At 64.1% G+C, this 19,273-nt stretch carries 16 protein-coding genes; 8 read left to right on the top strand and 8 right to left on the bottom strand.

Annotation, left to right across the window (positions count from 1 at the left end):
• Nucleotides 1-5 precede the first annotated feature (5 nt).
• Complete coding sequence (locus FVW59_RS17295) at nucleotides 6-1,076, top strand: Glu/Leu/Phe/Val family dehydrogenase (protein ID WP_148065616.1); 1,071 nt, start codon at nucleotides 6-8, stop codon at nucleotides 1,074-1,076.
• Nucleotides 1,077-1,086: 10 nt separating this feature from the next.
• Here the strand turns inward: FVW59_RS17295 and FVW59_RS17290 are convergent, their stop codons facing one another.
• Nucleotides 1,087-1,869: a queuosine precursor transporter gene (locus FVW59_RS17290; protein ID WP_148065664.1), complete on the bottom strand. Its 783-nt coding sequence runs from the start codon at nucleotides 1,867-1,869 to the stop codon at nucleotides 1,087-1,089.
• A 28-nt stretch (nucleotides 1,870-1,897) separates the two neighbouring features.
• Nucleotides 1,898-2,599: an SDR family NAD(P)-dependent oxidoreductase gene (locus FVW59_RS17285; protein WP_148065615.1), complete on the bottom strand. Its 702-nt coding sequence runs from the start codon at nucleotides 2,597-2,599 to the stop codon at nucleotides 1,898-1,900.
• A gap of 208 nt (nucleotides 2,600-2,807) precedes the next feature.
• On the opposite strand from FVW59_RS17285, the gene FVW59_RS17280 reads away from it, so the two are divergent.
• Nucleotides 2,808-3,290 carry a 6-pyruvoyl trahydropterin synthase family protein gene (locus FVW59_RS17280; RefSeq protein WP_148065614.1) on the top strand — a complete coding sequence of 161 codons (483 nt, stop codon included), beginning with the start codon at nucleotides 2,808-2,810 and terminating at the stop codon, nucleotides 3,288-3,290.
• Here FVW59_RS17280 and prlC read toward each other — a convergent pair.
• Complete coding sequence (gene prlC, locus FVW59_RS17275) at nucleotides 3,287-5,320, bottom strand: oligopeptidase A (RefSeq protein ID WP_148065613.1); 2,034 nt, start codon at nucleotides 5,318-5,320, stop codon at nucleotides 3,287-3,289. The genes FVW59_RS17280 and prlC overlap by 4 nt on opposite strands.
• Before the next feature lie 62 nt (nucleotides 5,321-5,382).
• Here prlC and FVW59_RS17270 point away from each other — a divergent pair, with 62 nt between their 5' ends.
• Entirely contained in the window at nucleotides 5,383-7,455 is a 2,073-nt protein-coding gene (locus FVW59_RS17270; protein ID WP_148065612.1) for a S9 family peptidase, read from the top strand.
• Nucleotides 7,456-7,909: 454 nt separating this feature from the next.
• Here FVW59_RS17270 and FVW59_RS17265 read toward each other — a convergent pair whose 3' ends face one another.
• A complete protein-coding gene (locus tag FVW59_RS17265; protein WP_148065611.1) occupies nucleotides 7,910-9,238 on the bottom strand; it encodes a DEAD/DEAH box helicase in 1,329 nt (442 codons plus the stop codon).
• A gap of 140 nt (nucleotides 9,239-9,378) precedes the next feature.
• On the opposite strand from FVW59_RS17265, the gene FVW59_RS17260 reads away from it, so the two are divergent.
• Complete coding sequence (locus FVW59_RS17260; protein WP_148065610.1) at nucleotides 9,379-11,292, top strand: HipA family kinase; 1,914 nt, start codon at nucleotides 9,379-9,381, stop codon at nucleotides 11,290-11,292.
• Between the two features lie 16 nt (nucleotides 11,293-11,308).
• Nucleotides 11,309-12,643: an NTP/NDP exchange transporter gene (locus tag FVW59_RS17255; RefSeq protein ID WP_148065609.1), complete on the top strand. Its 1,335-nt coding sequence runs from the start codon at nucleotides 11,309-11,311 to the stop codon at nucleotides 12,641-12,643.
• On the opposite strand, the gene FVW59_RS17250 is transcribed toward FVW59_RS17255, so the two are convergent.
• Nucleotides 12,610-14,250 (bottom strand): ATP translocase, encoded by a 1,641-nt coding sequence (locus FVW59_RS17250; RefSeq protein WP_148065608.1) that lies wholly within the window; start codon nucleotides 14,248-14,250, stop codon nucleotides 12,610-12,612. The two genes, FVW59_RS17255 and FVW59_RS17250, sit on opposite strands and share 34 nt — an antisense overlap.
• Nucleotides 14,251-14,334: 84 nt before the next feature.
• Here FVW59_RS17250 and FVW59_RS17245 point away from each other — a divergent pair, with 84 nt between their 5' ends.
• Both FVW59_RS17245 and FVW59_RS17240 read left to right on the top strand, forming a co-directional pair.
• Nucleotides 14,335-15,306 (top strand): quinone oxidoreductase family protein, encoded by a 972-nt coding sequence (locus tag FVW59_RS17245; protein WP_148065607.1) that lies wholly within the window; start codon nucleotides 14,335-14,337, stop codon nucleotides 15,304-15,306.
• A complete protein-coding gene (locus tag FVW59_RS17240) occupies nucleotides 15,303-15,899 on the top strand; it encodes a GNAT family N-acetyltransferase (protein ID WP_148065606.1) in 597 nt (198 codons plus the stop codon). The genes FVW59_RS17245 and FVW59_RS17240 overlap by 4 nt, the downstream gene beginning before the upstream one ends.
• A 3-nt stretch (nucleotides 15,900-15,902) precedes the next feature.
• Here FVW59_RS17240 and cysK read toward each other — a convergent pair whose 3' ends face one another.
• From cysK to FVW59_RS17225, 3 genes are all read right to left on the bottom strand, one after another.
• Complete coding sequence (gene cysK / locus FVW59_RS17235; protein WP_148065605.1) at nucleotides 15,903-16,871, bottom strand: cysteine synthase A; 969 nt, start codon at nucleotides 16,869-16,871, stop codon at nucleotides 15,903-15,905.
• A 270-nt stretch (nucleotides 16,872-17,141) separates the two neighbouring features.
• Nucleotides 17,142-17,582 carry a TlpA family protein disulfide reductase gene (locus tag FVW59_RS17230; RefSeq protein WP_148065604.1) on the bottom strand — a complete coding sequence of 147 codons (441 nt, stop codon included), beginning with the start codon at nucleotides 17,580-17,582 and terminating at the stop codon, nucleotides 17,142-17,144.
• On the bottom strand, nucleotides 17,579-18,808 hold the full coding sequence (locus FVW59_RS17225; protein ID WP_148065603.1) for a YihY family inner membrane protein: 1,230 nt from the start codon (nucleotides 18,806-18,808) through the stop codon (nucleotides 17,579-17,581). The genes FVW59_RS17230 and FVW59_RS17225 overlap by 4 nt, the downstream gene beginning before the upstream one ends.
• A gap of 114 nt (nucleotides 18,809-18,922) precedes the next feature.
• Between FVW59_RS17225 and arsC the strand changes: the two genes are divergently transcribed.
• On the top strand, nucleotides 18,923-19,273 hold the full coding sequence (gene arsC / locus FVW59_RS17220) for an arsenate reductase (glutaredoxin) (protein WP_148065602.1): 351 nt from the start codon (nucleotides 18,923-18,925) through the stop codon (nucleotides 19,271-19,273).

The raw sequence follows: 19,273 nt of genomic DNA, 5'->3' as shown, positions 1-19,273 counted from the left end.
TGGCGATGAGTGTGTTTTCTGCCCCGGCCTTTGACCAGCACGAGCTGGTGTCTTTCTGCTCCGACAGCGATAGCGGCCTGCGCGCCATTATCGCCGTGCACAACACCACCCTGGGGCCCGGTGTCGGCGGCTGCCGCATGTACCCCTATGCCAGTGACGATGACGCCCTGCGCGACGTACTGCGCCTGTCCCGCGGCATGACCTACAAGTCCGCTCTGGCCGGCCTGCCCCTGGGTGGCGGCAAGTCTGTGATTATCGGTAACCCGCGCACTGAGAAGAACCGGGAGCTGCTGCTGGCGATGGGCGACTTTGTCAATTCCCAGAGCGGTCGCTACGTGGCCGCGGAGGATTCCGGCACCGGCGTGGCGGACATGAAGGTGATCGGCGAGCGCACCCAGTGGGTGAGCGGCCTGGAAGACAACGAATTTGGCGGGGATCCCTCGCCCAGCACCGCCTGGGGCGTTTACCTGGGTATGCGCACAGCCATCCGCCACCGCCTGGGCGCCGACAACTTCAAGGGCCTGAAAGTCGCCATCCAGGGGCTGGGTCATGTGGGCTATTACCTCGCCCGGCACCTGCGTGCCGACGGCGCCACGGTCTACGGTGCCGACGTAAATGCAGACAACCTGCAGCGCGCGGTGAATGAACTCGGAGTGATTGTCGTCGATGTGCAGGACATTCTGCAGCGGGAAGTGGACATCGTCGCCCCCTGCGCGATGGGTGCCATCCTGAACGAGCAGAGCATTCCGCAACTGCGCGCGGGGATTGTGTGCGGTGCCGCCAACAACCAGCTCGCAACCCCGCAGGACGGCGATCACCTGCGCGATCTGGGCATTCTCTATTGCCCCGATTTCCTGGTAAATGCCGGCGGCATCATCGACGTCCACCACCAGCGCGCCGGTTCGGCGGAGGCCAGCAAGCGGGAGCATATTGCCCGTATCGAAGGGTCTCTGGCGGAGGTGCTGCGGCGCGCCGACGAGTGCCACAGTTCCACCGAGTCGATTGCCGAGCAACTGGCCGAGGAGTACCTGGCGCAAAAGCGAGCAGAACCGCCAGCTCTGGCGGCCGTAAGTTAAATCGCTTCTCCTACCCGGCGGGTGTTGCTTCGGCAGCCCCGCCGGGTACCGCGTATTCCCCCTCAGACAGCTGCAGGTAGCGCTTGAGGTAGTGCACGGCAAGATAGAAGGGCCCGGTGTCCAGCAGGGCGACCGTCGCCTTGAACAGGTAGTTGCTGCCGATCAGTACCAGTATCGCCTTGAAGGCGATATCCCCCCGCAGGAAGGCCGCGCCGAAGGTCACGCTGATCACCATCACCGAATCCACCATCTGGCTCATCAGCGTGCTGAAGTTATTGCGCACCCACAGATACTTGCCCCTGGTCACCCGCTTCCAGAAGTGGAACAGCTGCACGTCACAGTACTGGGCGGCGATATAGGCCAGCATGGAGGCAAACACTGCGCCGGATGTGGTGGCGTAGATGAGCTGATAGAGACCGATACTGCCCTCCACCACATCGCCGTTTGGCAGCGCCACCGGCGCCGCCAGTTGTAGTATCTGCCAGGGTGGCATCTGGTCTGCCGGTACGGACGGAATGGCATCCCCGAGAAACAGCACCGCCAGAATCAGGAAATTCAAACCCAGCCCCACACTCACCAGGAAATTCGCCCGGGCCTTGCCGTACAGCTCGCAGATCAGGTCGGTACAGAGAAAGGTCAGGGGGTAGGGCAGTACGCCCACCGCCAGTGCCATTGGCCCGAGCTGGATAAAGCGGGTAATACCGATGACATTGAGCAGGGTCATGGCGGCGAGGAAGGTTCCCGCCAGCACCAGAAACACCCGCTCCCGGCGCTCCTGCAGGAGCGCCGGCATCAGTGCCTGTGCCGGACTGCCCGCCACTTCAGCTTTCCCGCTGGCCGAGATTGGCGTGCAGTACCGAGCCGTTGATCACCGGATTGTGGTGGGCCCAGTGCAGCAACTCGGCAATTTCGGCGGGCTCGATCAGACGGTTGTAGCTGTTCATGGCGGAGATGGCCTGCACTACCGTGACATCGTCGCCGATGTGGGTGCGCAGCATTTCGGTGTCGGTGAAGCCCGGGCATATGAGCGCCGTGTGGATACCGCTGCCCATCAGGTCCTGGCAACTGGCGCGCATTATGCCGAGTTGGGCGTGTTTGCTGAGGACGTAGCTGAAGGAGCCGGGTACCGCCTTTTCCGCCAGGGTGGAGCCCACGTAGAGCAGACTGGAGCCGGCGGGCAGTGACGGCAACAGGTGCCGGTTGATGCTGTTGATCGCCACCACATTGGTTTCCAGCACCGCCCGCAGGCTGTCGCTGTCACAGTCCATCGTGCTGTCCTTGCGCATCTGGCTGGCGTTGTGGATCAGGGCCACGCTGTCACTGGCAGTAACTGCATCGAGAACGGTCTCGCAGCACCGTGCGATATCGGCGTCGCCGGCCAGGTCGCAGCTGAGGTTGTCCACCCCGGCTTCCGGGCACTCCCGACGCGCCAGGTTGAAGACGCGATAGCCGTCGGCGACAAAACGGGCCGCGGCAGCGCGCCCGATGCCGACACTGGCGCCGGTGATGATGGCGGTTTTCATGGTGGCGATTCCTGCGGTAAGTTCGCAGCGCAGTATGCCGCCTATCTGCCGCTGGATTCAATTGAGACAGGGCCACTCTGTTTGAACTGAAGCAGTCGACTTCCGGGCTTGCGGCAGAGTCCACTGGCTTGAACTACCCCGCCGGGCGCCCTTGCCATCATCGGGGCCAGCCGCAACAATGGGCGGCCCTCGCAAGCGGAACGGTCCGATGGAGCGCCTGACTACACTCTATATCGACAAGGAAAGCCACAAGTTCTCGGCTGCCCACTACACCATCTTCAGCGCCAGCGAGCGGGAGCGCTTGCACGGCCACAACTATTCCGTGTCGGCGCGGATTGTGGCGCCGATGGGGGACAATGGCTTCTCTGCCGACTACAACGTTTACAAGGGCCGTATCAAGCAGCTCTGCGATGAGCTGGACGAGTACATGCTGCTGGCGGGGGAGTCGCTACACCAGCACATTGCAGAGGACGGGGATTACTACCGGGTGCGCTTTGCCGGGGACGACATGCTGTTCTTGCGCAAAGATACCCTCATCCTCCCCATCCGCAACGCGACGGTGGAGGAGTTCGCCCACTATCTGCTCGGCAAGCTGCGGACCCTGTCCGCGGGCGAAGATCTGCGCGAGGTGGAGGTCTGTGTAGCCTCGGGCCCCGGGCAGCGCGGCGGGGCCCTGTGGACGGCGGATTAGGCCGCGATGCCGCTGTGGCGCAGCAGCGCCGCAGTCTCCGGTTCGCGACCGCGAAAATCGACAAACAGCTGCATGGCATCCACCGACCCTCCCACGGCGAGCACCTTGTCGCGGAAGTCGGCACCGGTTAGCGGGTTGAAAATGCCCTCTTCCTCAAATCGGGAGTAGGCATCGGCCGAGAGGACTTCCGCCCACAGGTAGCTGTAGTAGCCCGCCGCGTAGCCGCCGGCAAAGATGTGGGAAAAGCCGTTCTGGAAGCGGTTGCAGGCCGGCGGAATGACCACCGCCACGTCGCGTCGCACCTCGTCCAGTAAACCCTGCACTGAAGGCGGGTTCTCCAGCGACCACTCGCCGTGCAGGCGGAAGTCGAACAGGCCGAACTCCAGCTGGCGCACCATGAACATGGCGGACTGGAAGTTTTTCGCCGCCAGCATTTTGTCCAGCAGTGCCTGCGGCAGCGGCTCACCGGTCTGGTAGTGCCCGGTGATGAAAGCCAGGGCCTCCGGCTCGTAGCACCAGTTCTCCAGAAACTGGCTGGGCAGCTCTACGGCATCCCAGGCAACGCCGTTGATGCCCGATACCGCCGCCACGTCCTGCCGGGTCAGCATGTGGTGCAGGCCGTGGCCGAACTCGTGGAACAGGGTAGTCAGTTCCTGCTCGGTGAGCAGGGAGGGGGTGTCGCCCACAGGGGCTGTGAAGTTGCACACCAGAAAGGCTACCGGCAATTGCAGTTCGCCGTTGCGATGCCGGCGTACCCGGCAGTCCGCCATCCAGGCGCCGCCGCGTTTGTCGCTGCGGGCGTAGAGATCCAGGTAGAAGCGGGCGATGGCTGCGCCCTTGTGGCGCAACTCGAACAGGCGCACATCCGGGTGGTAGCTGTCGAAGTCGTCCAGTTCAGCCACTTCCAGCCCGTACAGCCGCCCGACCAGTTCAAACATGCCACCCAGCACGCGATCCACTGGCAGGTAGGGGCGGATTTCCTCCTGGGAGACCTTATAGCGCTCCTGCTTCAGTTTTTCCGCGTAGTAGGCCACATCCCAGGCCTGCAGGGTTTCTACCCCGTGCGCGCTGCGGGCGTAGTCGCACAGCTCGCGCCACTCCTGCTGCGCCTGGGGGCGGGCGCGGGCGGCCAGGTCCTGCAGGAAGCCGAGCACCTGTTGCGGACTCTCCGCCATCTTGGTGGCGAGGGAGAGTTCGGCGTAGCTGGCAAAGCCGAGCAGTTGCGCCAGTTCCAGGCGCAGGTCGAGGATTTCCGCAATCAGCGGGCTGTTGTCCCACTGGCCGGCGTGTGGTCCCTGATCCGAGGCGCGGGTGCTGTTGGCGGTGTACACCTCTTCCCGCAGGGCGGCGTTGTCGCAGTAGGTGAGTACCGGTTGTACCGAGGGAAATTCCAGGGTCAGCAGATAGCCGGACTTGCCGGCCTGCTCGGCGGCCTGGCGCGCACTGGCCAGCGCGGTGGCGGGCAGGCCGGCCAGTTCCTCCGCGCTGGCCGCCCGGGTCCAGGCCTTGGTGGCGTCCAGGACGTTCTCGCTGAAGGTGCTGCCCAGTTCCGACAGGCGCTTTTTCAGCTCGCCGTAGCGCTGTTGCTGTGCCGGCGGCAGGGCGACGCCCGCCAGCCGGAAATCCCTCAGGGTATTGTCGACGGCCTTGCGCCGGGCCCTGTCGAGGGCGGCGTACGCGGGACTGTCAGCGATCTGCTGGCAGGCCTCGAACAGGGGCCGGTGCTGCCCCATCCAGGTGCTATACTCCGACAGCAGCGGGAGGCAGCGATTATAGGCCTCCCTCAGGGCCTCCGAGTTCATCACGCCATTCAGGTGCGACACCGGCGCCCACGCGCGTTCCAGGTCGTCGTCCAGATCTTCGATAACCTGCAGGGTGTTCTCCCAGTCAGGCGATTGTCCCTTTTGCAGCAGGGTATCGATGGCCGTTTTGTTGCGATCCACCAACTGGCGGACGGCGTCTTCCACATGTTCTGTGCGAATGCGCGAAAAGGGCGGCAGGTGGTGGTATTCGAGCAGGGGATTGGACATGACAGTGCGTGGCAGGGTGATGAGTGAAGGGCCATGGTAACCGAACTGAAAAGGGAGAAGGAATGAATAGCCCGCGACAAACCAAACACCGGCAGGCCCTGGCCGCGATCCTCGGTGTTGCCGCTGGTGTGCTGGGCGCCACCGCAGCACTGGCCGCACCCACTTTTGCGCCGGAAGATGTGTTCCAGTTGCGCTACGCCAGCCATCCGCTGGTGGACAGCGAGGGCGAACGCGCCCTCTACCTGCGCCACAGCATGGACATCATGAAGGACCGCTCCCGCAGCAACCTGTGGCTGGTGGATATCGACTCCGGCCGCGAGCAGCCCCTGACCAGCGGCCCCAACAATATCAGCGGTGCGGTGCTGTCGCCGGATGACAGCCGGGTGGCCTATATCAGCAAGGACGATGTCGGCTCGCAGATCTTTGTCAGCTGGCTGGACAGCCCCCGCAGCGCCCAGCTCACCCGCCTGCCGGAAAAGGCCAAAAACCTGGCCTGGTCCCCCGACGGCAAGTGGCTGGCCTTCGCCATGCGCGTGCCGCAGGACGCCCCGGTGATGGGCAAACTACCGCCCAGGCCGGAGGGTGCCGAGTGGGCTGCGCCGCCGGTGGTGGTGGATCGCAGTGTCTATCGCAACGACGGCAGTGGCGACAAACCGGTGGGTTACAGCCATGTTTTCGTCATGCCCGCCGATGGCGGCAGCCCGCGGCAATTGACCCGGGGTGACTTTCATCACGACGGCAGCATCGCCTGGTCCGGCGACGGTCGCGCCCTCTACGTCTCGGCCAACCGCAACGCCGACTGGGCGATTGATGTGTCCAACACCGACATCTACCGTATCGATGTCGCCAGCGGCGAACTGACCGCGTTAACCGATCGCAAGGGTCCGGACGGCGACCTGTCGGTATCGCCGGACGGCAAGCGTATCGCCTGGACCGGCTGGGACGATCGGCGCATGGGCTACCATCGCAATCGCCTGTATGTGATGAATCGCGATGGCAGCGACAAGCGCGAACTGCTCGCCGAACTGGACCGCAATATCGTCGACCCCCAGTGGTCCGGCGACGGCCGCGCCATTTACTTCCAGTACGACGACAGGGGCGCCACGGTGCTCGCCGCCACCAGCCTGTCCGGCAAAATCACCGAACTGGCCCGCGATCTTGGCGGCACGGCACTCGGCCGCCCCTACACCGGCGCGGATTTTGCCGTGGGCGGCGATGGAGTCTATGCCTACACCGTCGGCTCAGCGGCCTTTCCGGCGGAACTGGCGGTGGGCGAGAGCGGTCGCAACCGCCAGCTGACCTACCTGAATGCCAACCTGCTCGACTACCGCGAACTGGCCCCGGTGGAAGAACTGTGGGTGAAATCCAGCTTCGACCAGCGGGACATCCAGGCCTGGGTGGCGCTGCCGCCGGGGTTTGACCCGGGCAAACGCTATCCCATGATCCTGGAGATCCACGGCGGCCCCTTCGCCACCTACGGCCCGCACTTCGCCGCGGAAATCCAGCTCTACGCGGCCGCGGGTTATGTGGTGGTCTACGCCAACCCCCGCGGCAGTACCAGCTACGGCGAGGACTTTGGCAACCTGATTCACCACAACTACCCCAGCCAGGACTATGACGACCTGATGAGCGTGGTGGACGCGGTTATCGAGAAGGGCTATGTGGATCCGGACCAACTCTACGTGACTGGCGGCTCCGGCGGCGGCGTGCTCACCGCCTGGATTGTCGGCAGCACCGACCGCTTCCGCGCCGCGGTCGTGGCCAAGCCGGTGATCAACTGGACCAGTTTTGTACTCACGGCGGACATGTCCCCCTATTTCGCGCGCTACTGGTTCGACAAGATGCCCTGGGAAGATCCCGAGACTTACTGGCAGCGTTCACCACTGTCGCGGGTGGGTAATGTGACGACGCCGACGATGCTGCTCACGGGCGAGTCGGATCTGCGCACGCCGATGCCGGAGACTGAGCAGTACTACCAGGCGCTCAAGTTGCGCGGGGTGGATACGGCGATGGTGCGCATGCCGGGCGCTTCCCACTCGATCTACAAGCGGCCGAGCCAGCTGATTGGCAAGGTGGCGGCGATTCTGGAGTGGTTTTCGCGGTATGGGCCGGAGCAGAGCGAATCCGGTAGTTGAGGTCCCAGGCCATCCCCACGCAGGTGGGGATCCATTTTTTCAGTGGCACTGGTGCCTTGAAGCCACGTGCGCAATGCCCGAGGCCCTTCCGGGACACGCCGTGAATACATCCATGTAGTCTCTTCAGCGGCATCCATGCCGCTGACGGTCCCGGAAGGGCCTCGGGCACCGCACACGCTCTATCGGCGGTGAATTCAGTTGCCTCACTTCGTATCTGCACATATTGCAACCTGCTACGGAGCCAGTTCCACCAGATCAAATTCGAAGTGGAGAGGCAGTAAAGTCCGCCGCAGGAGCACGCATGGCCTGGGATGCCTTCCAGGACCGTCGGCAGCATGGATGCTGCCGTCGAGCCTACATGGATGTATTCACGGCGTGTCCAGGAAGGCATCCCAGGTCATGCGGGCGGGACCGAAGCGACTGTGGCGAAAGTTCAGAACCCAGGCACAGAGTTCTACTTCTTCTTCATCAACGGCCCAGTCCCATCATTGACCGCACCACTAGGTTTACCGCGTTTCGGCTTGCCCTTGTTTTTCGAATCCCGCGCCCGCTGCTTCGCCTTGGCGCCATCCTTGCCGGTTTTTTTCTTCTTGCCACCCGCCGCCTTGCCCGAGCCCTTGGTTTTTTTCGGCCCGCTGTACCTGGCCTTCAGGCCGGGCAGGGCGCGCTGCTCGAAATCCATATTCAGATAGCGCTGGATGCTGATCATCAGGTTCCACTGGCTGGCTTCCACCAGGGAGATGGCTACCCCCGTGGCGCCGGCGCGACCAGTGCGGCCACAGCGGTGTACATAGTCGTCGCCGGAGTGGGGCAGGTCGTAGTTGATCACCGTCTCAATGTCCGGCACATCCAGCCCCCGGGCGGCGAGGTCCGAGGCGCACAGCACGTGTATCTTGCCCTCGCGGAAGGCCGCCATCACGCGCTTGCGCTCCTCCGTGCTCATCTCACCGTGCAAACTGTCCACCTTCAGCCCGTGGTGGCCCAGCAGGCCGCTGAGGCGCTCGGCGGTAACGCGCTTGTTGGCGAACACCAGGCTGCGGCGCCCTTCATTGTTCTCCAGCAGGGCCAGCAGCAGCTGGTTCTTGTGGTCGACGCTGTCGGCGAGGATGCGCTGGTGGTGGATGCTGGCCTGGGCCTGTCGCGGCGGGTCGACGGCGATGGTCTGCGGCTCTTTTAGCAGGCTGTTGCCGAGTTCGCCCATGCCCCGGGTTTTCAGGGTGGCGGAGAGCAGCAGGGTCTGGCGCCCGGGGCTGCAGAAGCCCGCGATTTTCAGTACGTCGTCGCGAAAGCCCATATCGAGCATGCGGTCCGCCTCATCCAGTACCAACACCTTCAAGGCCGACAGGTCCGCGCTGCCTTTTTCACAGTGTTCCAGCAGGCGCCCGGGGGTGGCGATGACAATCTCGGGGTTCTTGCGGAACTGGGCTTTCTGGTACTTGAAGTCGGCGCCGCCGGTCAGGGCCATGGCCTGCAGCGGGGATTTTGCCGTCAGTTCGCGGCAGCTTTTCAGCACCTGCCGCGCCAGCTCCCGTGTGGGCACCAGAATCAGGGCCAGGGCACCGGCATCGCGCGGTGCCTGCTCGCTCAGCAGGCGCTGCAGGATGGGCACCAGGTAGGCCAGGGTCTTGCCACTGCCGGTTTCGGCGCTGACCAGCAGATCGCTGCCGGCGAGCGCGGCGGGAATCATCTGGGCCTGCACCGGTGTGGGTGTTTCGAGCGCCAGTTGATCGAGGGCGAGACGCAGTTGGCGGTCGAGGGGGAGCTCTTGCAGCACGGTGGGCATTCCAGTCAGTGTCGATGGGCTATTCTAACGTAACTCGTGGCCCGGCGGCGGGCGCAGTGCGGCAATCTCATCTAGACTGAAGCAGCCGCCCGGATACCGGGCAGGCAACGACTGGGACACTGTGGAAGGGGAGCAGCGTGTTGGACGACTATCGTAGCGGAATGATCATCTGTCTGTGGTGGATGACGGCCCTGTTGGCGGCCGCAGCCCAGGCTGCACCGCAATATACCTTTGAGACTGACAGTCGCGTGGTGGCCTTCGCGGATGTTCACGGCGCGTTCGATGACTGGACCCAACTGCTGCGGGAGGTGAAGGTCATTGATCAGCAGAATCAGTGGGTCGGCGGCCGTACCCACCTGGTGTCAACCGGTGACCTGGTCGACCGCGGCGCGGGCTCACGCAAGGTGGTGGAACTGCTCATGCAGCTGCAGCAGCAGGCCCGGGCCGCCGGCGGTGACGTGCACCTGACGCTCGGCAATCACGAGGTGATGGTGATGACCGGCGACCTGCGCTATGTCTCGGCCGAGGAATATGCCGCCTTCGCCGCTGATGAAAGCGCGTCTGACCGCGATGCCCTGTGGCAGGCCTATCGCGCCGTGAACCCGGGCGGTGACGAGGCCGAAGTACGCACGCTGTTTGAGCAGGAGTACCCGCCGGGGTTTGTCGCCCTGCGCAAGGCCTTCTCCCCGGGCGGCGCGATAGGTGACTGGCTGCTGCAACAACAGTTCGCGGTGCAGGTGAATGACAGGGTCTACATGCATGGGGGCATCGCCAGGAGCCCGGCGTTCAGTTCCCTCGTCGATCTCAACGATAAAATGATGGGCGAGCTGCGCGACTTTCTCGACAACATGGGCCAGTTGCGCGCAGCCGGCGTGATGCCCTGGCATGTGGGCTACCACGACCGGCTGAACTATCTCAATGCCCGCGCCGAGGAGTTCGCCGCCGCTAATCCCGGCACCCGTGCCGACTGGTTTGACCCGCTGCAGGCGGTGTTTGAAGCCCAGTCTGCCTTTGTCTTCAGCGACGAGAGCCTCAACTGGTACCGCGGCTCCGCCCTCTGCCACCCCTACGCCGAGAGCTGGAATACCGAGGTGTTCCTGAAGAAGGTGGGGGCCAGGCAGCTGGTGATTGGCCACACGCCCACCCGGGGTGACGTACAGTCGCGCATGGACGGCCTGGTGTTGCGCCTGGACACCGGCATGCTGACCAGCGTGTACAAGGGCCGGGCATCGGCCCTGGTGAGCGAGGGCGACGACAGCTATGTGCACTATCTCGGGCAGTCCGGCCGGGCAGCGCCGGTGCCCGAGCCGCGCGACCTGGCCATGGAATTGTCCGGGATGGAGGACGCCGAACTCGAGGCATTCATGCAGAGCGCCCCGGTGGTGGCGGTGGAGGACATCGGCACCGGTATCACCAAGCCCAAGCGGGTGACCCAGGAGCGGGACGGCAAGCGCAACGACGCGGTGTTCAAGTACGAGGACACCGACCCCGGCCTGCAGAACAAAACCCACTACAGTATTCGCACCGCCGACGACAGTGACCGCTACGTCTACGATGTGGCGGCCTACAAGCTGGATCGCCTGCTCGGCCTGCAGATGGTGCCCACCGCCGTCATCGGCGAAGTGGAGGGCACAGAAGGGGCCCTGTCCGACTGGGTCGACAACACCATCAACGAGCGCGACCGGCTGGAGCAGAACCTGCCCTTCAAGAGTTACTGCCCGCAGACCGAGCAGTACCGCCTGCGTTTTGTGTTCGACATCCTGATTCACAACGATGACCGCAATCTCACCAATATCCTGTGGACCAGGGATGACTACATGCTGCGCTTTATCGACCACAGCCTGGCCTTTCGCTCAGCGCACAAGCGACCAAAGCAGTACCGCAAGGTGGACCTGCGGGTGTCTGACCTGCTGATTCGCCAATTGCAGGCGCTGGACGCTGAACAGCTCCGGGCTGAACTGGGCAGCTACCTCCATCCGCGGCAGATTGAGGCGATACTCGAGCGTCGAGACCTGATTGTTAAAGAGGCACTGCGCACCTCTGACCCGTCCTGAACTGGCGTAATCTCCAATGAAGGATACGGTGAATCATCCCCTGCAGGCCTTTATGGACGTGCGCCGCGGTGAGTGGCCGCTGGCGCTGGCCATGTTCAGCTATTTCTTCCTGGTCATCACCAGCTTCTGGATTCTCAAGCCGCTAAAGAAGGGCCTGTTTATCGAGTACTACGACGCCGGGGGCTTCAGCCTGCTGGGGCTGGACTTCAGCGCCGCCCAGGCGGAATTGCTGGCCAAGGTGCTGAACATGGCGGTAGCCTTTGTCGCGGTGGTGGTGTTCACCGCGCTCAGCCGGCACCTGCGGCGCCAGCACCTGAGCTTTGTTTTCAGCGGCTTTTTCCTGCTGTGCTACGGCCTGTTCGGCCGCTGGCTGTCACAGCTCGGCGACAGCGGCGTGTGGGGTTTCTATCTGTTCGGCGACCTGTTCAGCACCCTGATGGTGGCGACCTTCTTCGCTTTTCTCAACGATGCGGTGTACCCGGAAACTGCCCGGCGTTTGTACGGGCTGGTGGGGCTCGGCGGGGTGGCCGGCGGGGTGTTCGGCTCCACCATTGTGCGGGTCAATATCGAGCGCTTTTCCTATCCCGAGTGGCTCGGGATCTGTGCCGTGCTGGCGCTGCTGATCGTGGTGGCGGCCTGGGTAGCCGGGCGCCACGTGCAGGTGCCATCCACGGAGTTGTCGACGCCGCAGCCAGAGGAGGCCCGGCGCAGCGCCGCTACCGAGGGCGCCGCGCTGGTGTTTCGCTCCCGCTACCTGATGGCGGTGGTGGCGATCGTCGGACTCTACGAGATCATCTCCACCATCATGGACTACCAGTTTACCGCCACTGTCGCCCACTACCTGAGCGGCCCGGCGATCGGCGCCCAGTTTGCCCTGGTATTTTCAATCACCAACTGGGTTTCCCTGCTGGTACAGCTGTTTCTCACCGGGCTGGTGATGTCCCGCTTCGGTGTGGGGCTGGCGCTGCTGGTGCTGCCCTGCACCATTGCCATGGGATCAGCGGCCTTCCTGGTCTTTCCGGCGCTGTGGGTGGGCAGCCTGCTCAACACCGCGGACAACGGCTTCAGCTACTCGATCAACCAGTCCGCCAAGGAAGCGCTCTACGTACCCACCACAGCGGCGGAGAAGTATCGCGCCAAGGCCTTCATCGACATGTTTGTGCAGCGCTTCGCCAAGGCGGTGGCGGTATTGATCAGTCTCGGCCTGACCTACGCCTTCGGCGATTTCGACAGCCTGCGCTATCTCAGTCTGGTGACACTGGTATTGCTGGTGGCCTGGGTGGTGGCCGCACGCTATGCCGGCAGGGTGTTCCGGGATTACGAGGAGGCCAGCGACACCCCGGCGCCGTAAATCACGTTAAAACTGACCTCGGCTTCGAGCCCGTCGAAATCCCGTGCTACCACCTTGATCCGCAGGTGACCGCTGCTGTCATCCGGCGGATGGAAATGGAAGCGGCGCTTGAGGCTGTCGAAGGTCACCCACTGGGGCAGTCGCTCGCCGTCGTCACAGCGGGCACTGTAGCGCAGGGCGTCGCCGACGTCCGGGTCGATGAAGGTGTCTTCCGCGAGCTGCAGGCGGGTCAGGCTGCCGGCGGGTATGACCATGTCGTCCAGCTGGTCGGTGGCGACCGGCGGATGATTGGCCAGGCTGCGGGCGGCGTCTTCCTTGTGGCGCCTGCCAATACCGATGGAAACCAGCAGCAGGGCGACAGCCAGAACTGCGTTGATCAGGATAAAGCCCTGCAGGGCGAGACCCACCAGGGCGCTGGCCAGAAACACGAACCCCCCGGACAGGACATCACCCAGGCGGAAGAAAAAGGTGTCTATGGTTTGCTTGCCGACATACTTTTCTTCCCGCCGCACCGGCAGGAACAGGGCGTGGCGCGTGGTGGTTTCCAGTGAGTAATTGACGCTGTTCTCCAGCATCATGGCGGCTCGCACCACCGCCAGTACCGGCACCAGGGCCATCAGGCTGTAGTTGGCGATCATCAGCACCGGCAGTATGTACAGCGCGCCTGCGATACCCACCTTCTTGTAAATGCGCGACACCAGGAAGAGCTGGATCAGAAAGCCGAGGGCAGTGGTGAGGAACAGGTAGCGGGCGTAGAACACGGTCAGGTATTGGTCGGCTTCCGTGCGCCCGAGGGTGCCGCTGTACTCGGTGACAAAACTGGCGAGGATGTACTCGCCGTTGGTGTTGATCAGGTTGAGCAGGATCACCAGGGCGGCAATCAGGCGCAGGGTGGCGCTGTTCCACACTACCAGAAAGCCCTGCGCCAGGGGGTAGGCCGGGCTGGTGGCGGGCTGTGTGTCGGAGATCGCGGCGGAACCGGCGGGCACCAGGCGGGCAGTGGAATCGGCCAGACCGCCGGCCAGTAGCAACAGCACGGCCGCCACCAGCATAACGCCGCCGTGGCCGATGTGCCGGTCCACATCGGCGGAAATGCCGGAGCCGACAAGCGCGCCGAGGGCGCCGGCGGCGGCAATCAGCGGAAAAATACGCTGGCCTGAACGCAGGTTGAAGAGGTCGGCTGAGAAGGCCCAGAACACCGCCAGCATCATCACCGAGGCGATGCCCAGCCATACATAAAAGGTGACGGCAACCGGTAGCCCCGCGCCCCAGGCCGCCGCGAACAATAGCAGGTGGACGGCGAAGAACAGCACTGTGCTGCGGTAGAGAAAATGCTTCTCGCCACTGTCGCGCACCCGACGGTAAAGGGCAGCAAACACCGGCACTATCAACATCAGCAGTACCGCCTGCACGGCAGTGGAGTAGGTCTTCAGCTCGGCCGACCCCTCCGCCAGGATCATCGGTTCGCGGATGACTTTCAGCAGGTAGTAGGCGAACATGATGGCAAACGACTGCAGGCAAAGGCGTTTGGCCGCGTACCCCTCTCCTGGCCGCAGGATGGTAAACAGCGAGAAAAAACGCTCTGTGTGAGTGAAGCGGCGCCGCATGTCGCTTCTCAGCTTGCCGGGGATTGTCTGGCAGTATAACGCGATTCCCCCCGGTCGCAGGGGGAGCAATACAAGGAGCAGGAGATGACCAGAGCTGTACAGATCACCGCCGCTGGCGGGCCGGAGGCAATGACCCTGACCGAGGTGAGCCTGGAAGCGTCGGGTCCCGGCATGGTGCAGGTGGAGAACCGCGCCATTGGCCTCAACTTCATCGATACCTATCACCGCAGCGGGCTTTACCCGATGCCCCTGCCCTCGGGTCTTGGCACGGAGGGTGCCGGCGTGGTCACTGCAGTGGGCGAGGGCGCCGATCTTGCCGTGGGAGACCGGGTGGCCTATTGCTCCGCCGGTATCGGCAGCTACGCCGAGGCCCTCAACCTGCCGGCGGCGCGGCTGGTAAAGATTCCCGAGGGGGTGGACTTCGATACCGCAGCGGCCGTCATGCTCAAGGGCCAGACGGTGGAGTATCTTTTGCAGCGCTGCCGCCCGCTGCTGAGTGGCGAAACCTGCCTGTTTCACGCCGCCGCCGGTGGTGTCGGACTGCTGTTCGGCCAGTGGGCCAGCGCCCTCGGCGCCACCGTGATCGGCACGGTCAGTTCCGCGGCCAAGGCGGAACTGGCGGCTGCCAACGGCTACGCCCACGTCATTAACTACAGCGAGCAGGACGTGGCCGCGGCGGTCGCAGACATCACCGGCGGTGCCGGGGTGCCGGTGGTTTACGATGGCGTGGGGCGCGACACCTTTGCCGCTTCCCTGGCGAGTCTGCAGCCGCGCGGTATGCTGGTGAGTTTCGGCAATGCCTCGGGCGCACCGGAGCCGGTGGACCTGCAGCGGCTGGCCCAGGGGGGCTCCCTGTACGTCACCCGCCCCACGCTGGTGACCTACACCGGCACCACTGATGAATTGCGGGACTCTGCCGCGGCAGTGTTCGAGCGTGTACTGGACGGGCGTCTGCGGGTGGAGATTCAGCAGCGCTATCCCCTGGAGCGTATCGCTGACGCCCACCGCGACCTGGAAGCGCGGCGCACCACCGGTTCCACGGTGATCGTGCCGTGAGCCGCTGGCATACACCGGTCACCCTGCACGGGGAGCGGGTACGCCTGGAGCCGCTGTCCCCGGAGCATGCACAGGGCCTCTATCGACAGGGGCGCAGCGAAGCGGACTGGGCCTATATGCCCAGGGGGCCCTTTGTGGATCTGGCGGATACCCGGCACTGGATCGACGAGGCAGTTACCGGCTCCGCCTACCTGCCTTTTGCCATCGTCGATACCGGCAGTGGCAGGGTGGCGGGAAGCACGCGCTACCTGAATATCCGCCCGGAGCATCGCGGGCTGGAAATCGGCTGGACCTGGCTGGGAGCGGACTGGCAGCGAACCGGGGTCAATACCGAGGCCAAGCTGCTGTTGCTGGAGTACGCCTTCGAGCAGCTGGGTTGTATTCGCGTGGAGTTCAAGACCGACGAGCGCAACCTGCGTTCCCAGCGGGCGCTGGAGCGCATCGGCGCGGTGCGTGAGGGGGTGCTGCGCCAGCACATGGTGGTGCAGCAGGGCTATCTGCGCAATTCGGTGTACTTCAGTGTGCTGGACAGCGAGTGGCCGGCGACGCGGCAGCACTTGCTGGCCCTGCGCGACAGGGCCAGCGGCGCGTAAGTATTACTGCACCAGCTCGTTGTCGCTGAACATGCCCTCGAACAGCGGGCCACTGAGGTAGCGCTCGCCGGAATCGGGCAGGATGGCGACAATGGTTTTGCCGGCATTTTCCGGCCGTCGCGCCAGGCGGTCGGCCACCGCCATCGCAGCGCCGGAGGAAACGCCGGCGAGAATCCCCTCCCGCTGCATCAGCTTGTGGGCCCACTCGAAGGCCTCTTCATTGCCCACCTGTTCCACCGCGTCGACCATGTCCAGGTCGAGGTTGGCGGGCAGGATGCCGGCGCCAATGCCCTGGATCTTATGGGGCGCGTGGCTGGGTTCCTCGCCGGCCCTGGCGGCGGCGATGATGGTGGAACTGGCCGGTTCCACCGCCACGGTGGTGATGGCCTTGCCGCGGGTTTTCTTGATGTAGCGCGAGATGCCGGTGAGGGTGCCGCCGGTGCCGACACCGGACACCAGGATGTCGATACCGCCGTCGGTGTCCTCCCAGATCTCCGGGCCGGTGGTGGCCTCGTGGATGGCCGGGTTGGCCGGGTTTTCGAACTGGTGGGGGCCCCAGTATTTGCCGGGGTCAGAGGCCAGGATTTCCTCGGCTTTGGCGATGGCGGCGGGGATGCCCTTGGCACCCTCGGTGAGGATAATATCGGCCCCCAGGGCCTTCATCAGCTGGCGCCGTTCCAGGCTCATGGTGTTGGGCATCACCAGAGTGCAGCCGTAACCCCGGGCCGCCGCCACGAAGGCCAGGGCGATACCGGTATTGCCGCTGGTGGGTTCGACGATGGTCATGCCGGGTTTCAGGCTGCCGTCTTTCTCGGCGGCGTTGATCATGGCGGCACCGATACGGCACTTCACCGACATCGCCGGATTGCGGTTCTCCAGCTTGACGAAGATGTTGCCCTCGCTGATGCGGTTGATGCGCACCAGCGGGGTTTTGCCGATGGTACCCGCATTGTCATCGTAGATATTGGCCATAGGTCCGTGCTCCTAGTGACAGCCCGGCGCCGCGGGGCGCCGTGAGAGCTGCAAGGTTAGACCCCGGGGATGGTGATGTCCACGGCTGGCGGGGCTGCAAAATCCGCCGGATTTTTTTTGCAACAGGCGGGAACTTCACGGAATCAGGGCCGTCTGAATAACCAGTGGTAAGGCGGTAAACCCCACGCCGGCCCGGGCGAGCGACAGTCCCGGGGCCCCGCGGGAACCCCGTCAGGTCCAAACCCCCTGGAGATAGCTCCTATCTCTGTTCTAACCGGCCCCCTGGGCCGGTTTTTTTATCTCCGCCAAAAGCGATTCACCGGTCTGCGGCCCCACCAGTGTCTTCACCAGGGCACCGTCCGCATCCAGAATCAGCGTGGTCGGCAGCACCACTGGCCGCGGTGTGCCGAGTTCCGCTGCGGGGTCGGGAATGATCGGGAAATCGACCCCGAGTTCGGCCACCTGGGCCGCCAGGGCGTCGTCGGTGAGACCGTCGTAATTCACCCCCAGCACCTGGATGTCAGCGTGTTCTTCATTCAGGCGGTTCAGCTCGGGGATTTCCTCGATGCAGGGCTTGCACCATTTCGCCCAGTAATTCACTACCACCCACTGGCCGCGGTAGCTGGAAAGTCCGCCCGCCGGGCTGTTGTCGCTGTGCTCGCCACAGGCGGTGAGCAGGGTGAATAGCAGTGCCAGTACGCAGGTTCTCATTCTTCAAACAGCTCCACGAGGTTCATGTTCAGGTGCTCGCGCTGGTGGCGACGTTCATCGCGCAGCATTTTGTAGGCCCGCTGCTGCCAGTCCAGCTGGGCTTCGATGTCTTCCCGGTCCAGGGCGTGCTCGGCATTCACCCACTCCTTGACCTGCCAGAAGCTGATGGTGTGCAGGTCGCGGCACAGGAAGTAGTTGCCGCGCTGGTCCTGGGCGATCAGGTTGTGCTGCATGAAAATTTCCCTGAGGTTGCGCCAGGTTTCGCTATCGAGCCCCTGTACCACCTTGATACGGCCGCTCAGCAGTTCCAGCTCGCGCACCGGGCGGCCGCTGCGCTGGCGGCTCCAGAACAGATAGAGCACGTCCAGGGCCTTGAGTGCGGTGGGCCGCGCGGCCTGGTCGGAACTCTGGTAGGAGGACAGGCTGTGCACGAAGATCCCCCCCAGCAGGACGATGATCCAGGACAGGTAGATCCACAGCAGGAACAGGGGAACCGCGGCAAAGGCGCCGTAGATAAAGGTGATGCTGGAGCCCGCCACCAGTTTCGCGAACAGGGTGCGGGAGAGATTGAAGGCGACGGCGGCGAGGAATCCACCGGCCAGGGCGTGGCGGAAAGGCACCCGGCAATTGGGTACGGTGACATAGAGCAGGGTAAAGCCGGCGGCGGTGAGCAACAGGGGGGTCAGCTGCAGCAGCAGATCAGTCACGCCGATCACGTCGTAGTCTTCGACAAACAGCGCCGCCGCCGCCACCATGCCGGGAATACCCAGGGCCAGGCCGATGGTGATCGGCGCGAGGCTGAGCACGGCCCAGTAGATAAGGAAGCTGGACAGCGCGCTGCGATTCTCGCCGGTGCGCCAGATCAGGTTGAAGGCGCGCTCGATATTGCGCAGCATCAGCACCGCGGTGACCACCAGGAAGACAATGCCGAAGCCGGTTAGGTTCTTGGCCTGGCGCGAGAAGTCCTCGAGGTAGGCCTCCAGTTCAGTGCTGGTGTCCGGCAGCAGGTGCTCGAACATCAAATCCTGCATGCGCGCCTCGAGGCCGGTAAACGCGGGCACCGCGGAGGCCATGGTATAGAGCACGGTCATCAGCGGGACCAGCGCAAACAGACTCATGTAGGTCAGCGCCGCGGCGTTGTCGGAGCAGCGATCGGCGCCGAAGCGCTGCGCCACGTAGGGGATGCGCGGCCAGATTTTTTTGAATTTGTCGTTGAGAGCGTCCATGCCGCGCATTATGGCACGGGGCGGGGGGAGCAACGAGCGCGGGCGGCGGGCGAAGGGATTATCAGCGCTGGCCTTTGTTATACTCGCGGCCTCAAGCAACGACCGGAGTCCGACGTGAGCGACACCCAGATATACCACAACCCGCGCTGTTCCAAATCCCGCAACACGCTCGCCCTGCTACAGGACAAGGGCATCGAGCCGGACGTCATCCTGTATCTGGAAACGCCGCCGGACGCCGCCACACTGCGCACCCTGCTGGCGAAGCTGGGCAAGACGCCAGCGCAGCTGGTGCGCAAGGGCGAGGACGCCTACAAGGCGCTGGGGCTCGGGGCCGACAGCAGCGATGAGGAATTGCTGGCGGCGATGGTCAGCGAGCCCCGGCTGATTGAGCGGCCCATCGTGGTGCGCGGCGAGCGCGCCGTGCTGGGACGGCCGCCGGAGAACGTACTGGACCTGTTGGGTTAG

This window comes from Parahaliea aestuarii (assembly GCF_008064635.1).
Classification (GTDB): domain Bacteria; phylum Pseudomonadota; class Gammaproteobacteria; order Pseudomonadales; family Halieaceae; genus Parahaliea; species Parahaliea aestuarii.
The sequence above is the reverse complement of the archived record's forward strand: the minus strand, read 5'-3'. Positions and strand labels throughout refer to the sequence as shown.

Excerpts from the sequence above, each read along its gene's own strand:
- FVW59_RS17285 (WP_148065615.1), bottom strand. The coding sequence starts at position 2,599 with ATGAAAACCGCCATCATCACCGGCGCCAGTGTCGGCATCGGGCGCGCT.
- FVW59_RS17230 (WP_148065604.1), bottom strand. The coding sequence starts at position 17,582 with ATGAGAACCTGCGTACTGGCACTGCTATTCACCCTGCTCACCGCCTGT.
- FVW59_RS17295 (WP_148065616.1), top strand. The coding sequence starts at position 6 with ATGAGTGTGTTTTCTGCCCCGGCCTTTGACCAGCACGAGCTGGTGTCT.
- cysK (WP_148065605.1), bottom strand. The coding sequence starts at position 16,871 with ATGGCCAATATCTACGATGACAATGCGGGTACCATCGGCAAAACCCCG.
- FVW59_RS17225 (WP_148065603.1), bottom strand. The coding sequence starts at position 18,808 with ATGGACGCTCTCAACGACAAATTCAAAAAAATCTGGCCGCGCATCCCC.
- FVW59_RS17290 (WP_148065664.1), bottom strand. The coding sequence starts at position 1,869 with ATGCCGGCGCTCCTGCAGGAGCGCCGGGAGCGGGTGTTTCTGGTGCTG.
- FVW59_RS17255 (WP_148065609.1), top strand. The coding sequence starts at position 11,309 with ATGAAGGATACGGTGAATCATCCCCTGCAGGCCTTTATGGACGTGCGC.
- FVW59_RS17250 (WP_148065608.1), bottom strand. The coding sequence starts at position 14,250 with ATGCGGCGCCGCTTCACTCACACAGAGCGTTTTTTCTCGCTGTTTACC.
- FVW59_RS17245 (WP_148065607.1), top strand. The coding sequence starts at position 14,335 with ATGACCAGAGCTGTACAGATCACCGCCGCTGGCGGGCCGGAGGCAATG.
- FVW59_RS17280 (WP_148065614.1), top strand. The coding sequence starts at position 2,808 with ATGGAGCGCCTGACTACACTCTATATCGACAAGGAAAGCCACAAGTTC.
- FVW59_RS17265 (WP_148065611.1), bottom strand. The coding sequence starts at position 9,238 with ATGCCCACCGTGCTGCAAGAGCTCCCCCTCGACCGCCAACTGCGTCTC.
- FVW59_RS17270 (WP_148065612.1), top strand. The coding sequence starts at position 5,383 with ATGAATAGCCCGCGACAAACCAAACACCGGCAGGCCCTGGCCGCGATC.
- prlC (WP_148065613.1), bottom strand. The coding sequence starts at position 5,320 with ATGTCCAATCCCCTGCTCGAATACCACCACCTGCCGCCCTTTTCGCGC.